10 protein-coding genes are annotated in these 14,462 nt (G+C 65.7%); 3 read left to right on the top strand and 7 right to left on the bottom strand.

Annotated features, from left to right (window positions below):
- Position 1: 1 nt before the first annotated feature.
- From ACIQTZ_RS05800 to ACIQTZ_RS05790, 3 genes are all read left to right on the top strand, one after another.
- Positions 2 to 1,732: a urocanate hydratase gene (locus tag ACIQTZ_RS05800; RefSeq protein WP_402978394.1), complete on the top strand. Its 1,731-nt coding sequence runs from the start codon at positions 2 to 4 to the stop codon at positions 1,730 to 1,732.
- A 4-nt stretch (positions 1,733 to 1,736) separates the two neighbouring features.
- Entirely contained in the window at positions 1,737 to 3,329 is a 1,593-nt protein-coding gene (hutH, locus tag ACIQTZ_RS05795; protein WP_402978391.1) for a histidine ammonia-lyase, read from the top strand.
- A gap of 197 nt (positions 3,330 to 3,526) precedes the next feature.
- Complete coding sequence (locus ACIQTZ_RS05790; protein ID WP_402978388.1) at positions 3,527 to 3,775, top strand: hypothetical protein; 249 nt, start codon at positions 3,527 to 3,529, stop codon at positions 3,773 to 3,775.
- Between the two features lie 177 nt (positions 3,776 to 3,952).
- On the opposite strand, the gene ACIQTZ_RS05785 is transcribed toward ACIQTZ_RS05790, so the two are convergent.
- The 7 genes from ACIQTZ_RS05785 to ACIQTZ_RS05755 all read right to left on the bottom strand — a co-directional run bounded on the left by ACIQTZ_RS05785 (position 3,953) and on the right by ACIQTZ_RS05755 (position 14,406).
- Positions 3,953 to 4,162, bottom strand: coding sequence for a hypothetical protein (locus ACIQTZ_RS05785; protein ID WP_397325062.1), 210 nt, complete (start codon positions 4,160 to 4,162; stop codon positions 3,953 to 3,955).
- 112 nt (positions 4,163 to 4,274) lie between these two features.
- The gene (locus ACIQTZ_RS05780) at positions 4,275 to 9,134 is read right to left on the bottom strand and encodes an NAD-glutamate dehydrogenase (RefSeq protein ID WP_402978385.1); all 4,860 of its coding nucleotides are present in this window, start codon (positions 9,132 to 9,134) and stop codon (positions 4,275 to 4,277) included.
- A 598-nt stretch (positions 9,135 to 9,732) separates the two neighbouring features.
- Positions 9,733 to 10,593, bottom strand: a complete 861-nt coding sequence (locus tag ACIQTZ_RS05775) for a phosphogluconate dehydrogenase C-terminal domain-containing protein (protein ID WP_402978382.1) — start codon at positions 10,591 to 10,593, stop codon at positions 9,733 to 9,735.
- 1 nt (position 10,594) lies between these two features.
- Positions 10,595 to 11,392, bottom strand: a complete 798-nt coding sequence (locus ACIQTZ_RS05770; RefSeq protein ID WP_402978379.1) for a sugar phosphate isomerase/epimerase family protein — start codon at positions 11,390 to 11,392, stop codon at positions 10,595 to 10,597.
- On the bottom strand, positions 11,389 to 12,198 hold the full coding sequence (locus ACIQTZ_RS05765; protein ID WP_402978376.1) for a triose-phosphate isomerase family protein: 810 nt from the start codon (positions 12,196 to 12,198) through the stop codon (positions 11,389 to 11,391). The genes ACIQTZ_RS05770 and ACIQTZ_RS05765 overlap by 4 nt, the downstream gene beginning before the upstream one ends.
- The gene (locus tag ACIQTZ_RS05760; RefSeq protein ID WP_402950649.1) at positions 12,182 to 12,652 is read right to left on the bottom strand and encodes a ribose-5-phosphate isomerase; all 471 of its coding nucleotides are present in this window, start codon (positions 12,650 to 12,652) and stop codon (positions 12,182 to 12,184) included. Before ACIQTZ_RS05760 ends, ACIQTZ_RS05765 begins: the two co-directional genes overlap by 17 nt.
- Positions 12,649 to 14,406, bottom strand: coding sequence for a dihydroxyacetone kinase family protein (locus ACIQTZ_RS05755; RefSeq protein ID WP_402978373.1), 1,758 nt, complete (start codon positions 14,404 to 14,406; stop codon positions 12,649 to 12,651). The genes ACIQTZ_RS05760 and ACIQTZ_RS05755 overlap by 4 nt, the downstream gene beginning before the upstream one ends.
- Positions 14,407 to 14,462 lie beyond the last annotated feature (56 nt).

Genomic DNA, 14,462 nt, shown 5'->3' with positions numbered 1-14,462 from the left:
CATGGCACCCGCCGATTTCACTACAGGAGCCCGCCCGGTCAAGGCTGCCCGTGGCACGGAGCTCACCGCTAAGTCGTGGCAGACTGAGGCGCCGTTGCGCATGTTGATGAACAACCTGGACCCCGAGGTTGCTGAGCGTCCGGATGACCTGGTGGTGTATGGGGGTACGGGTCGTGCGGTGCGTTCGTGGGCTGCGTTTGATGCGATCACCCGGACGCTGGAGACGATGGAGAAGGACGAGACCCTGCTGGTGCAGTCGGGTAAGCCGGTGGGTGTGTTCCGCACGAATGAGTGGGCGCCGCGGGTGTTGCTGGCGAACTCGAATCTGGTGGGGGACTGGGCGACGTGGCCTGAGTTCCGCCGCTTGGAGGCTGAGGGTTTGACGATGTACGGGCAGATGACGGCCGGGTCGTGGATTTACATCGGCACGCAGGGCATCCTGCAGGGCACGTATGAGACGTTCGCCGCGGTCGGTGAGAAACTCAAGGCCGACGGACGCCACCCCGCCCCCTCGGCTGAGGGCTCCACGGAGGGCCCGTTGGCGGGGACGCTGACGTTGACCGGTGGGTGTGGTGGCATGGGCGGCGCCCAGCCCCTGGCGGTGACCCTGAACGACGGCGCGTGCCTGATCATCGATGTTGATGAGACCCGTCTGCGCCGCCGTGCGGGGAAGCGTTACCTGGATGAGGTCGAAACGGACCTGGACACCGCGATCGCCAAGGTCACCAAGGCCAAGGCCGAGCGCCGTGGCTGGTCGGTCGGGTATGTGGGTAACGCCGCCGAGGTCTTCCCCGAACTGCTTCGTCGCCACAAGGCAGGCGAGCTGACCATTGATGTGGTCACGGACCAGACCAGTGCCCATGATCCGTTGTCGTACCTGCCCGAGGGCATCACCGTGGCCGAATGGCACACCGAAGCCGCAGCGGACCCGGAAGGGTTCACGAAGAAAGCCCAGGCCTCCATGGCCCGCCACGTGCAGGCGATGGTGGAGTTCCAGGACGCCGGGGCCGAGGTCTTCGATTACGGCAACTCCATCCGCGATGAGGCCCGCAAGGGCGGGTATGACCGGGCGTTCGAGTTCCCCGGCTTCGTCCCGGCCTATATCCGTCCGCTGTTCTGCGAGGGCCTGGGCCCGTTCCGGTGGGTGGCGCTCTCCGGTGACCCGGAAGACATCCGCGTCACGGATGAGGCGATCAAGGAACTCTTCCCGGAGAACAAGCACCTGCACAAGTGGATCGATGCCGCGGCCGAGCGGGTGGAGTTCGAGGGCCTGCCGGCACGGATTTGCTGGCTCGGGTACGGCGAACGGCACCAAGCCGGGCTGTTGTTCAACAAACTCGTTGCCGAGGGCAAGGTCAAGGCCCCGATCGTGATCGGCCGTGACCACCTGGATTCGGGCTCGGTCGCGTCCCCGTACCGTGAAACCGAAGCGATGAAGGACGGCTCGGACGCGATCGCTGACTGGCCGCTCCTGAACGCCCTCACCGCCGCGTCCTCGGGTGCTACCTGGGTGTCCATCCACCACGGCGGCGGCGTCGGAATCGGCCGGTCCATCCACACCGGACAGGTCTCCGTGGCCGACGGCACCGAACTGGCCGCAGCGAAACTGACAGCGCTGCTGACCAACGACCCCGGAATGGGCGTCATCCGCCACGCCGACGCCGGCTACGACCGCGCCATCGACGTCGCCCACGAACGCGGCGTCCGCATCCCCATGAACGAAGGCAAGTAACCCCATGACCATCACCTCAAACGAACAGCTGACCGTCACCCTCGGCTCCAGCGGCGTGACCCCGGAAGACGTTGTCGCCGTCGCACGCCACGACGCCAAGGTGACCATCTCCCAGGACGCCCTGGACACGGTTGCCAAGGTTCGCGCCCACATTGACGACCTGGCCACGAGCGAGGTGCCTGCGTACGGCATCTCCACGGGCTTCGGTGCGCTGGCCAACCGCCACATTCCCAACGAACTCCGCACCCAGCTGCAGAAGTCGCTGATCCGCAGCCACGCTGCAGGCATGGGCCCGGCCGTTGAACGCGAAGTCATCCGTGGCATCATGTTCCTCCGCGCCAAGACCCTGGCATCGGGCCGCACGGGTGTCCGTCCCGTCGTCCTGCAGACCATGGTGGACGTCCTCAACGCGGGCATCACCCCGGTGGTCCGGGAGTTCGGTTCGCTGGGTTGCTCCGGCGACCTCGCTCCGCTGTCCCACTGTGCGCTGGTCCTCATGGGCGAAGGCGAAGCAACAGGGCCCGACGGCGAACTGTACGGCGTGGCGGGCAAGGCGCCTGTTGCTGAGCTGCTCGCGCAGCACGGCATCGAGCCTGTCACGCTCGCCGAGAAAGAGGGCCTGGCCCTCGTCAACGGCACCGAAGGCATGCTCGGCATGCTGCTGATGGCCATCGCCGACATCCGTCTGCTGCTCGCGACGGCGGATGTCACCGCGGCGCTCAGCGTCGAGGCCCTCCTCGGCACGGACCAGGTGTTCCTGCCCGAGCTCCACGCTGCACTGCGCCCGCACCCGGGCCAGGCTGCCAGCGCGGACAACATGCTCCGCGTGCTGTCCAACTCGCCGATCGTCGCTTCCCACCGGATCAACGACACCAAGGTCCAGGACGCCTATTCGCTGCGTTGCGCACCCCAGGTTGCCGGAGCTGTCCGCGATACCGTGGACCACGCCGCGCTGGTGGCATCCCGCGAGCTGGCCGCAGCGATCGACAACCCGGTGGTCCTCCCGGACGGCCGCGTGACCTCCAACGGCAACTTCCATGGCGCACCTGTGGCCTACGTGCTGGACTTCCTGGCCATCGCCGTTGCCGACCTGAGCTCCATCGCCGAGCGACGTACGGACCGCATGCTGGATCCTGCCCGTTCGCACGGACTCCCGGCCTTCCTCGCGGCGGATCCGGGCGTGGATTCGGGCCTCATGATCGCCCAGTACACCCAGGCCGGCCTGGTCTCGGACAACAAGCGGCTGGCCGTGCCGGCATCGGTGGACTCCATCCCGAGCTCCGCCATGCAGGAAGACCACGTGTCCATGGGCTGGCACGCTGCCCGGAAGCTGCGCAAGGCCGTCGAGAACCTGCGGCGGGTGCTCGCCGTCGAGCTTGTCACCAGCGCCCGCGCCATCGATATGCGCACGCAGCTGTCCGACGGCGAACTCACCCCGGGTCCTGCCGGCACGGCAGTGCTTGAGGTGCTTCGCGAAGTGGTCCAGGGTCCGGGCACCGACCGGTTCCTGTCGCCTGAGCTCGAAGCGGCTGACCGTTTGGTCGGCTCGGGTGCCGTTCGTGCGGCAGCCGAATCCGCCGTCGGGATTTTGGCCTGACGTCGAATAAAAGCCTCATATGAGGCGCATGTTTGTCACGTTCCGGAAATTGTTCGCAACGCAGTCTCCGGAACGTGGCAAATGTAGTAATACTTATGGTGTACGTCACGTCCACGCCAACGATGTCGTGGGCTTGACGGTCAACTGTCTTACACAAGTCAATACACAACGAACATCCACAAAGGGGTAGAAGTTCAATGAAGGCACGCGGAGCAGTCCTGTCCAGACGAAACGCTCACACGGCTACGGTGTCCGACTGGAGGCAACTCCGGGTGGGCGAATTGGTGGAAGTGGTCAAGTACGCCCACGTCATCGCAACCGGCCAGATCGAGGAAGTTTCCAGCAGCGGGAATGTGGTGTGGCTTGAACATTCGGGGCCCGGGGTCACCGAAGAGGGCAAGGAGCTTTTCATGAAGTCCGACCGCGTGACCCTCCGCCGGGCATAACAACCCAACTGAGTCGCAGTAGTGCGCGTTTAGAGCACTCAAAACGCGCACAATTGCGACCTACTTGGGGAGCTTAAACAGAAACCGGGGCCTGTCCCTTTCCGCGGGTAGTAGAGCGGAAAGGGACAGGCCCCGGTTTTTGGCTTCGCTGCCAAGAACCTGCCTTCGTGGGTGTGGTCAGGCGGCGAGGGCTTCGTGGGTCTGGCCGAAGGGAACGGATTCGTCCAGGGCCACGGTGTAGGTGCCGGGCTCGTGGCGCGTCACCAGTATGCCGCAGTTAGCTTCTGCTGCTGCGCTTTCGATCAGGGTATCCACGGCGCGATCGAGTCCGTCGTGGATCTCGCCTGCCTCGGAAAAGGACAGGCGGATTTCGCGTTCTGCCGTCATTGCAGTCATTGGGGGACCTCCTATTACGTGCCGCATGCGAGGGCGACCCATCGATTATAGAACCTCTCACCCAAAAATTTGTAAGATGACTGGCAGCTAAGTGACTTGTGTCTCACCGGCGGATCATGGCCCGGAGCAGCTTCACAGCCACGGACAGCGCGGCAATGTCCATGGGACCTGGCTTGATGGCTTCCTGGATGGTCTCCTGGATGCGCGCCAGTTGTTCGATGTTTCCCCGTTCCCAGTCCATGATCCGCTCCACGGGATCGCTGACGGTCGATGAGCGGGGAGTGTGCCGGACCACGGCCTTGGTCATGTCCGCCAGCACCAGGTACATGTCATCCCTCAAAGCCGCCCGGGCCAGGGATTCCCAATGGGTGTCCCTGGAGAGCATGGTGATGTGTTCCAGGAGGGGGATGGCGGAAATACGCTCGAACACAGCGAAATACACCTCGGCCACAGCTTCCACCGGCTCCTGGAGTTCCTCGGCGATCGCGGAGATATCCAGCAGCCCGTAGCTCACCAGGAGCTCGGAGGCCCGGATGCCAAGGCTGTGCGGCAATCCCACGGAGTCGGTGTGGGCCAGGCGCTTCAAGGAGTGGGCCAGGTTGATGCCGTGCAGGAATCCCGTGAAGTTGGCCCGCATCAACGCCATGGGACGTTCCAGCCGGGCGAAGGCATCCGCCACCGGCTTGTCCCGGAAATCATGGGTGACGTACCAGCGGACGGAGCGATCCAGCAGGCGTCGCATGTCCAGGGCCACGGCCGCTCCGTGCTCGCTCGGCGTGCTGGACGGAAGCTGGGCGATGGTCTCCATGACGGAATCGAAGTCCCAGATCTCCCGCATCACCACGAACGCCCTGGCCACGGCAGTGGCGGACACCGTGGTCTCCTCCATGGCCCGGAAGGCGAAGGAGATGCCGCCCATGTTGATCATGTCGTTGGCCACCACCGTGGCAACGATTTCGCGGCGCAACGGGTGGGTGGCAAGGTGCTCGCCGAACCGTTCTGAGACCTGCTTGGGGAAGTACGAGTGCAAGGTTTGCGAGAACCAGGGATCGTCCGCCAGGCCACCGTCCGTGAGTTCCTTGGCGAGCTCGATCTTGGCATAGGCCGCCAGGACCGCCAGCTCAGGGGTGGTCAGGCCCTTGCCCGTCAGGATCCGCGCCCTCAGTTCCTGGTTGCCCGGCAAACATTCCAACTGGCGGTCAAGGTCCGTTGCCGCTTCCAGCCAGTCCATGGTCCGTTCAAAACTGGGACTCCACTCCACTGCCAACTGCTTGTCGTTGAGGAGGAGCGTGTTCTGGTGGTCGTTGGTTTTCAAGACCAGCCGGCCCACTTCGCCCTGGAGCGAGTGCAGGAATCCGGTCCGCTCCGCCGCGGACATTCGTCCAGCGGAGATCATCCGGTCCAGGAACACCTTGATGTTGACCTCGTGGTCGGAACAGTCCACGCCGGCCGAATTGTCGATTGCGTCCGTGTTCACCAGGATTCCAGCAAGGGCTGCCTCGATCCTGCCCCGCTGGGTCACCCCGAGGTTTCCGCCCTCGGCGATGATGTGAGCCCGAAGATCCCGGGCGTCCACGCGGATGGAATCGTTGGACTTGTCCCCGACGTCCGCATGGGATTCCGTGGAGGCCTTGACGTAGGTGCCGATGCCACCGTTGTACAGGAGGTCCACCGGGGCAGCGAGGACCGCGCGCAGAAGCTCGGGCGGGCTGGCCGCCGTCGTGCTTTCCTCCATGCCCAAGGCGAGGCGGACCTGTTCGGTGACCGGAATCGATTTTTCCGATCTGGAAAACACTCCGCCGCCGGGGCTCAGTTTGGTGGGGTCGTAGTCGGCCCAGGACGACCGGGGGAGTTTGAAGAGACGTTCGCGTTCCTGGTAGGAGGCCGCCGGGTCCGGGGTGGGGTCAAGGAAGATGTGCCGATGGTCGAAGGCGGCAACCAGCTTGATGTGGTTGGACAGGAGCATGCCGTTGCCGAACACGTCGCCGCTCATATCCCCGATGCCCACCACCGTGAAGTCCTCGGCGCGGGAATCGATGGTGAGTTCGCTGAAGTGATGCCGCACGGACTCCCAGGCCCCGCGTGCGGTGATGCCCATCTGCTTGTGGTCGTAGCCCACGGAGCCGCCGGAAGCGAAGGCGTCTCCCAGCCAGAAGCCGTACTCGGCCGCCACCGAGTTGGCGAGGTCGGAGAACGCAGCCGTTCCTTTGTCCGCGGCCACCACCAGGTAGTAGTCGTCGCCGTCGTGCCGGACCACGCGAGGTGGCGCCACTACCGTGCCGTTGGGGCCGCCGTCGGGATCGGCCACCAGGTTGTCCGTGATGTCCAGGAGGCCACGGATGAAAGTCCGGTAGCTTTCCTGTCCCTCGGCGAGCCACGCCGCCCGGTCCTCAGCGGGGTCCGGGAGGAGCTTGGGGAAGAAGCCGCCCTTCGCGCCCGTGGGCACGATGACCGCGTTCTTGACGGTCTGTGCCTTCACCAGTCCCAGGATCTCCGTGCGGAAATCCTCCCGCCGGTCGGACCAGCGCAGCCCGCCGCGGGCAATCGGCCCGAAGCGGAGGTGCACGCCCTCAACACGCGGCGAGTAGACCCAGATCTCGAACTTGGGCCGGGGCGCAGGTGCGGCGGGAATGCTGGACGGGTTGAGCTTGACGCTGATGTGCGGCTTGTCCAGGTAGAAGTTGGTGCGCTGGGTGGCCTCCACCAGGCTCGCGAGTTGCCGCAGGAGCCGGTCCGCATCGAGGACCGGCACGGCGTCGATTGCTGCGGCCAACGCTGTCCGGGCTTGATGGATGGCTTGGGTCCGGTGGCTGAGCTCGCTGGTGCCTTCTTCGAAGACATCACCGTCGCCTGCAGGCGCGCCGGGGCCGGGTTCGAACAGGTCCGGCGCAAAGAGGTCCGGATTGAACTTGGCTTCGAACAACTCCAGCAGCGCATGCGTGGCCGTGACATTGGCCCGCAGAGTATCCGCAATGAAGCCATACGAGTTGGTGCTGCCCAGTTGCCGCAGGTACTTGGCATACGCGCGCAGGATCGCTACCCGGTGCCAGTCGATGCCCTCCCTGATCACCAGGGCGTCGAAGGCATCCGACTCCGCATCGCCGCGCATCGAGGCGCAAAACGAGTCAGCCAGCAGTTTAGCCGTCGGCAGCGGGTCCACACCGCGGGGATACTTCAGCCCGAGGTCGTACAGGAAAAACTGCCGGCCATCCGCGCGCTGCACATCGAAAGGCCGCTGGTCCAGGACCTTCAGCCCCAGGTTGTGGAAGAACGGCAGGATCTGCGTGAGGCTCTGCGGACGGGTCAAGTACAGGCGCACGCGGGCGTCCTCGGCCAGGATGGCGGTGCCGGGGCGCTTGTAGACGGAGACGATGGGATCCGGTTCCCGGTTTTCGATCTGGTCTCCCGCCGGAAATCCTTCGAACCTGGCGATGTCCGCAACGGCATCCTCCACCTCATAGTCGGCTTTGTAGCTCGCCGGGAACGCCCCGGCCCACTGCGCCGAGAGCCGGGTGGCTTCCTCCCGGGGATACCTTGCCTGCAGTGCCTCGTCCAGGCCCTGGGCCCAGGACCTCGTGGCGGCGAGGATGCGCTGTTCCAGGACCGTTGAATCGATGAGGACCGCTGAATCGACGACGGCGGCAGTCACCCCGTGCGGACTGGTTCCGCTTTCGCTGTGGTTGCCGCCGGGCAGCAGGATCCGGAAGAACACCCGTGCCATGGCTGACTCTCCCAGCCGCAGCTCGAACTCGATCTCTTCGGCGCCGAAGGCTTCGCGCAGCTCGCGCTCGATGTTGAGCCGGACGGCCGTGCTGTAGCGGTGGCGGGGCAGGAAGACGAGTGCCGTCATGAACCGGCCGTAGGAGTCCGGGCGAAGGAAGAGCCGGGTGCTGTGACGCTCCTGCAGGCGCAGGATTTCGCGGGCGTGCACCGCCAGTTGTTCGGCATCGATGTGGAACAGTTCATCCCGCGGATAGGCGTCCATGACGGCCACCAGTTCCTTGCCGGGATGTGATTCCGCGGGGTAGCCGAACATCCGCAGCACCTCCGACACCGTGTCCCGGATCACGGGAATCTGCCGCGCCGAGTGGGCCGAGGAGTTGGGGGAGAACAGGCCAACGAAGGTGTGCCCGCCCGGGACGCCGGGGGTTCGGACACTCATCTCGTCCAGATACGCATGGCGCAGCACTGTCGAGCGGCGGTTGGACTTGGTGAGCGTGAGGATCGGCGTCCCGGAACGTGGGTTGTCCATGGCGGTCTCCGCGGCCGGAAGGTCCTGCAGGATCCCGAGCCCCGTTCCATCCGGCCCGCGGTACCCCAGGAACACGAAGTTTCCGTCATCCAGCCAGCGCAGCAGCTCTTGGGCTTCGTCCGTTCCGGCGGCGGACTGCCTGTCCAGTTCCCGCAGCACGCTCTCCAGCTGTGCGTGCATGGCCACGGTGTCCTCGGCTGCGGTACGAACGTTGTGCACCACGGCCTCCACGCGGGAGATGAGCCGCGCGGTGGTTTCCTCATCCGCCAACCGTGGGATGTCCAGCGCCAGCCAGGCCTCGGTGAGCTGGCCGCCGTCGTGCGTTTCCGGTGGGTGTTCGACGCCGGTGGGCAGCCCCGTACGGTGCGGTCCCCGATGGAGGTCGATCAGGCGGTGGGTGGCGGGGTCGCGGTCCACCCGGAACGTGGGGTGGACCAGGAGGCGGATCGATGACGTGTCCCTGGCGATCTCGGCGGTCACCGAGGGCAGGAGATACGGGAGGTCATCCGTGACGATCGCAATGACGCTCGCATCGGCCTCGTGCAGGATGCCGATCACGGACTGCCCGGGCTCGCGGCGTTCAGCCAAGGTCCGGTGGTAGCGGGCCCGTTCCAGCAGGGTTTCGGGGGTGTAGTTGCGGACGTCGTCGTCGGCCACGTGCTCGTAGTAGTCGGTGAGAAACCCGTCCGCCGGCTCCATTGTGGGTGCCATGTCGCGCCTCCGCTGCCCTGGGGCTGCGCAAGTAGCGGCCGTACTGGTGCGGTCGGCGAAGTCCCTGCGCCTCATCCCATGATCGCTTCCAAGGGGCCGGCGGTAAAGGGATCAGGGAGGTCTTCCGGAGTGCGGCCGGTGGCCGCGGATCCTGCCCGCGGCCACCGCAAACCCGCTAGGGTTTGGTGTGCCAGAACCCCCTGACAATCTCGTACGCAAGGCGAACGAGGTTGACCATGAAGTTCAGGCGGCCCCAGTGCTCGGAGCGTTTCCGCTGACGAGGCATGGTGCACCCCCTCTCGAGGACAGGGTGCGATTGCGGCCGATGTGTTTGCACACGGCACGCAACGGGGCATACCCTTGAGGTGTGGCTTCAGGGGTATGTCCTGAATATCGCACCAAAGAGCGCTCCGCGCTGAACAAGGACCCGATTGCCGTCGGGTCTTTCGTTTTTAACGAAGCAGCCGGCTGTTGCCCGCCGTGAAGTAGTTTATCGAGAGTTGGCTACTTATTAGTTCATGCAGACGCTTATCCCCAGACGCTCGCAGCCCCTTGCCGGAAGTCCGGCAAGGGGCTGATCTGTTTGTCCCGCGGGCGCTTAGCGCTTGACGGCGTCGAGCTTGAGCATCTTGGCGATGACGTTGTCCAGTTCGGAGTCGTCGAAGATCTTCTTCCAGTCGTCCTTGATGATGGTGTCCTTGCCATACTGGATGGCGATTTCGCAGGCCTCGGAGAACGGGTTGGATCCACGGAGGGCGTTGGTGAGGGCGATCTGGACGTGGCCGAACAGCATGGCCTTGGCGGCTGCTTCGGGAACGCCGACGGTGTGGACGGTCTCGTGCAGTGCTTCGTTCAGCAGGGTGCCGATCATGCACGCCACGGTCTCCACCAGGGTGGGTTCCAGCACGGCGAGCTGGTAGACGGTGACCCAGTGGACGTCGATCACGGGGGCGTAGATGGTGCGGATGACGGCTTCGGCGTTGTCGCGGGTTGCCGCCGGGGCGTCGTCGTCGATCGCGGCGACGACGTTCTGGGGTGCGCCTTCGCCGCCGAAGGTGTCGGCCCATTCTTCCTTGGTGGTGCGCTCCAGGAACACGGACGGGTGGCACGGGTGGGCGACGGCCTGGACCACGTCGTCGCGCTTGGCCAGCAGGCCGGCGTAGGCGGCGGCCGGGTCCAGGGTCAGGAGGATGGCGCCTGCCTTCATCTGCGGGACCACGCCTTCGGAGACGATGCCCAGGACGGTGTCCGGGACAGCGAGGATCACGACGTCGGCGCCCTTCACGGCGTCGTCGGTGGCGGTGATATCGCGGCCCTCAGCCTGGATGCGTTCCTGGCCGGCGGGGGAGTTCTCGCTGTAGAAGACGGTGTGGCCCGACTTCTGGAGGTTCCGGGAAACGCGCATCCCCATCTTGCCTCCGGCTCCGATCACGGCGACGGTCAAAGTTTCTGCAGTCATTTCACTTGCTCCTTAGGAAGTCGAGGCTTTGTTGGGTCCACTGGTTTTCGAGGCGGATGGTTTCTGCTTCGGTGTCCTGCCAGGGCAGCCAGTGTTCGACGATTTGGTTGATGTTTCTGGTTTTGGGCTGGATCTTGTCGACCATGTAGTCGTAGTCGAGGAGTCCTTCGCCGAGGGGTGCGCCGGAGTACGTGAATCCGACCCATCCCTGTTTGCGGCTGAACGCAAAGTCTTTGATGTGCATGTTCAGGACATAAGGCTCGACGGCGTCAATCACCTGCCGCGGCATCTCCAGGGCCGCGACGGTGTTGGCGGGGTCGCTGCAGATGCCCAGGTACGGGTTGTTGACGGTCTTGATGACGTCCAGGATCCGTTCGGTGGGGACTTGTTCGTAGGTTTCGATCGCGATCTTCACCCCGGCTGCCTCGAACTCCGGAAGGACCTCGGTGAAGATGTCCACGGCTTCGTCGTTGCTGGGGGTGTGGCCGGGGACGTTGAACATGGTCCGGAGCAGGTCCGAGCCCAGGATTCCGGCGGTGTGCAGGAATTTCCGGAGATGTTCTTTCTGGATGCCCTTGGTGCCGAGTTCCACGGTGATCCCGAGCCCGTCGGCTGTGGCACGGACGGCGGCGAGGTCGGCGTCGTCCATGGTCTCCAGCGGGGCGTAATCGCAGATCTGGAAGAGGTCCACGCCCAACTCGGCGGCCTTCCGGAGGGCGTCGTGGATGCTCAGCGGGTTACTGACCTGGTCCGAGAGCTGCCAGAAAAACGCGTAGCTGGAGAGCCCAATCCTGCTCATGCTGCGACCTCCTGTGTTGCCAGCCGTGCCGCGGTCTCATCCAGGATGGTCTTCAGCGCGGCGGGGTCGTGCGCGAAGCGGCCCAGGAACAAACCCGCGACGGCGGTGTCCAGTTCCGTGATCAGGCCCGGTCCGGCGCTCCCGCCGTAGATGACCCGGCTGGTTTCCTGGCCCGGCAACGTGCGCAGGTGGGCGTCGAGGCCGCGGGCCACCGCGCTGATGTACTCCGGTGTGGCCGGTTCGGGTGCGCCGATGGCCCACTGCGGCTCATAGGCCACGATGGTCCTGCCCGCCGGCCCGAGGGTGGCTGCCCGGTTGAGGGCGGCGTCGATCTCGGCGGTGCACTGGGCGATCGCCTCTTCGGGGGAGCCTGCGGTGAGTTCGCCGACGCAGAGCACGGGGGTGAGGCCGTTGCGGTACGCGGCAGCGGTTTTCAGGCCAATGACGCGGTCGTCCTCACCGAAGATCCGGCGGCGTTCGGCGTGGCCTACCTCGACGTACCGTCCACCGAGTTCGGCCACGGTCTTGCCGCCGACTTCGCCCGTGTAAGCGCCTTCGTCTTCCCAGAAGATGTCCTGCGCGCCGGTGCCCACGTGCGCGGGTCCGAGGATCCGTGCGGCTTCCGGGAGGGCGGGCAGGACCGGGAGGATGAACAGTTCGATCCCGCCGTTCTGCACCGCGGGGTGCTTCAGGGCGATGGTGGCGACGTCGCGGCAGTAGTCCACGGAGCGGGCGTGCCCGAAGTACATCTTCAGGCTCACCCCGATCACGGCTTTGGCGGCAACGGGATCAGCAGCTGGTGACACCTTCGTAGTCCTTAATCAGGGTGACCTTCTCTGCCGAGGCGGAGCTTTCGTCGAAGGTGTAGGTGAGCCATTCCTTGGCCAGCCGGCGGGCCAGTTCCAGGCCGATGACGCGCTGTCCCATGGTGAGAATCTGGGCGTTGTTGGACAGGATGGAGCGTTCCACGGAGAAGGAATCGTGCGCGGTGACGGCGCGGACACCAGGGACCTTGTTCGCGGCGATCGCCACCCCCAGTCCCGTTCCGCAGACCAGCAGGGCGCGGTCTGCTTTGCCGGCGGCGACGAGTTCGGCCGCGGCGATCGCCACCGACGGGTAGGGAGTGTGGGAGGTCGCGTCCACCCCGACGTCCGTCACGGACTCCACCAAAGGGTTCGCTTCCAGGTCAGCCTTGAGGGCCTCCTTGTACTCGAATCCGGCGTCGTCCGATCCGATGACCAGGCGCAGTGTGGCGCTCATGCGTTCTCCTTAACAGTGTTCTTAGCGGCGGTTTCACCAATGAGGGTGTTGTGGATGGCCCGGACGATCAGCGCCATGGAGATGGCTCCGGCGTCCGGGGTTCCGAGGCTCTTTTCGGCGTGCGGGCGGGCACGGCCCATGAGGGGCAGCAGGTTCGCGGTCGCTTCGGCGGACTGCTCCGCGACCGTGGCGGCAGTACCCCACGCGTCCCGGAGCGAACCGCCGTCGTTCACCGCGGCGGTGAGGGCGTCGCTGAAGGGGGACAGGACATCCACCAGGGTTTTGTCGCCCACCTTGGCTTTGCCGAAGTCCATGATGGAACGCTTCGCCTCAGCCACGCCGGCGGCCACGGCCGCGGCGTTGGGGGCCTCGGTGTCACCCACGGCGGCACCGACCGCGCGCAGGGCCATGCCCCACAACGCACCCGAGGTGCCACCGGCCTTGTCGGCCCAGGCGTCAGCGGCCAGGTTGAGCACGGTCCCGGCACCGGCACCGCGGACGACGGCGTCTGCCGCGGCAGCTGCTGCGGCGTGGATACCGCGTTCCATGCCGATGCCGTGGTCACCGTCGCCGGCGATGGCGTCGATCCTGCCCAGTTCGGCCACGTTTGCGTCGATCACGGCCTTCGCCGCGTCCAGGGCGGCGAGGATGGCCGGGGCTGCTTGACGGGACTCCTCGGTGGCGTCCGGGATCACGGCCAACTGCTCCGCGTCAAAGGCGAGTTCCTCGGCGTCGAGCGCTTGGGCGGTGACGGCTCCGCGGCGGAACGCGGGAGCATCGGCGGGGGCGAGCCAGAGTTCCTCAAGCTGGTCGTCGAGCCAGAACAGGGTCAGGGAGGTGCCGGCCATGTCGAAGCTGGTCACGAGCTCACCGACCTGCGGGTCCACGGCCACCACACCGGCATCGGCCAGGAGTTGGGCGACGCGGCGGTAGACCACAAAGAGTTCCTCGTACTTCACGGACCCGAGGCCGTTAAGAAGAGGGACCACCCGGGCACCCTCCACCGTGACACCGTCCGGTACCTCGGCCAGCAGATCCTTCACGAGCAGCTCAGCGAGCTCATCTGCGGTCGGGATGTCCGTTTCGCCGATGCCGGGTTCGCCGTGGATACCCATGCCTACCGCCATGCGCCCCTCGGGAACGGAGAAGAGCGGCTCGGGAGCGCCGGGCAGGGTGCAGCCGGTGAACGCGACACCAAAAGAGCGGGTCCGGTCATTGGCGCGTTCGGCGATCTCCACCACCGAGTCCATGGAGTGGCCTGCCTCTGCGGCGGCTGCGGCGACCTTGAACACGGTCAGGTCACCGGCGATACCGCGGCGCTTGTGCTTCTCCGCCACCGGGGCCGAGGAAATATCGTCCGTGACGGCGATGCTGCGGCAATCGATGCCCTCGGCGCGGAGCCTGTCCTGGGCCTGGGTGAAGTGCAGGACGTCCCCGGCGTAGTTGCCATACCCCAGCAGCACACCCGCGCCGTTATCCGAGGCTTTGGCCACGTTATAGACCTGCTGCGCGGAGGGGGAAGCAAACAGGTTCCCCATCGCCGCACCATGCGCCAGGCCCTGGCCCACCAATCCGGCGAACGCCGGGTAGTGACCCGAGCCGCCACCGATCACCAAGGCGACCGTGTCCGGCGTCGAACGCGTGCTCCGGGCTACACCGCCGGAAACCCGGCGGACCCACCGGCCGTGCGATGCCACGAAACCATCGATCATCTCGTCAGCGAAGGCTGAAGGTTCATTGAACAAGCGGGTCATGCGGGGGCTCCTGGAGCAGTTGGCGTGAAAGTGTGCGTGGTTGGGAGGGGTGCCCG

The organism is Paenarthrobacter sp. NPDC090520, assembly GCF_044769205.1.
Classification (GTDB): Bacteria; Actinomycetota; Actinomycetes; order Actinomycetales; family Micrococcaceae; genus Arthrobacter.
This window is presented reverse-complemented; position numbering and strand designations above follow the sequence as displayed.

Excerpts from the sequence above, each read along its gene's own strand:
- ACIQTZ_RS05760 (WP_402950649.1), bottom strand. The coding sequence starts at position 12,652 with ATGAGCGCCACACTGCGCCTGGTCATCGGATCGGACGACGCCGGATTC.
- ACIQTZ_RS05785 (WP_397325062.1), bottom strand. The coding sequence starts at position 4,162 with ATGACGGCAGAACGCGAAATCCGCCTGTCCTTTTCCGAGGCAGGCGAG.
- ACIQTZ_RS05755 (WP_402978373.1), bottom strand. The coding sequence starts at position 14,406 with ATGACCCGCTTGTTCAATGAACCTTCAGCCTTCGCTGACGAGATGATC.
- ACIQTZ_RS05770 (WP_402978379.1), bottom strand. The coding sequence starts at position 11,392 with ATGAGCAGGATTGGGCTCTCCAGCTACGCGTTTTTCTGGCAGCTCTCG.
- ACIQTZ_RS05775 (WP_402978382.1), bottom strand. The coding sequence starts at position 10,593 with ATGACTGCAGAAACTTTGACCGTCGCCGTGATCGGAGCCGGAGGCAAG.
- ACIQTZ_RS05780 (WP_402978385.1), bottom strand. The coding sequence starts at position 9,134 with ATGGCACCCACAATGGAGCCGGCGGACGGGTTTCTCACCGACTACTAC.
- hutH (WP_402978391.1), top strand. The coding sequence starts at position 1,737 with ATGACCATCACCTCAAACGAACAGCTGACCGTCACCCTCGGCTCCAGC.
- ACIQTZ_RS05800 (WP_402978394.1), top strand. The coding sequence starts at position 2 with ATGGCACCCGCCGATTTCACTACAGGAGCCCGCCCGGTCAAGGCTGCC.
- ACIQTZ_RS05790 (WP_402978388.1), top strand. The coding sequence starts at position 3,527 with ATGAAGGCACGCGGAGCAGTCCTGTCCAGACGAAACGCTCACACGGCT.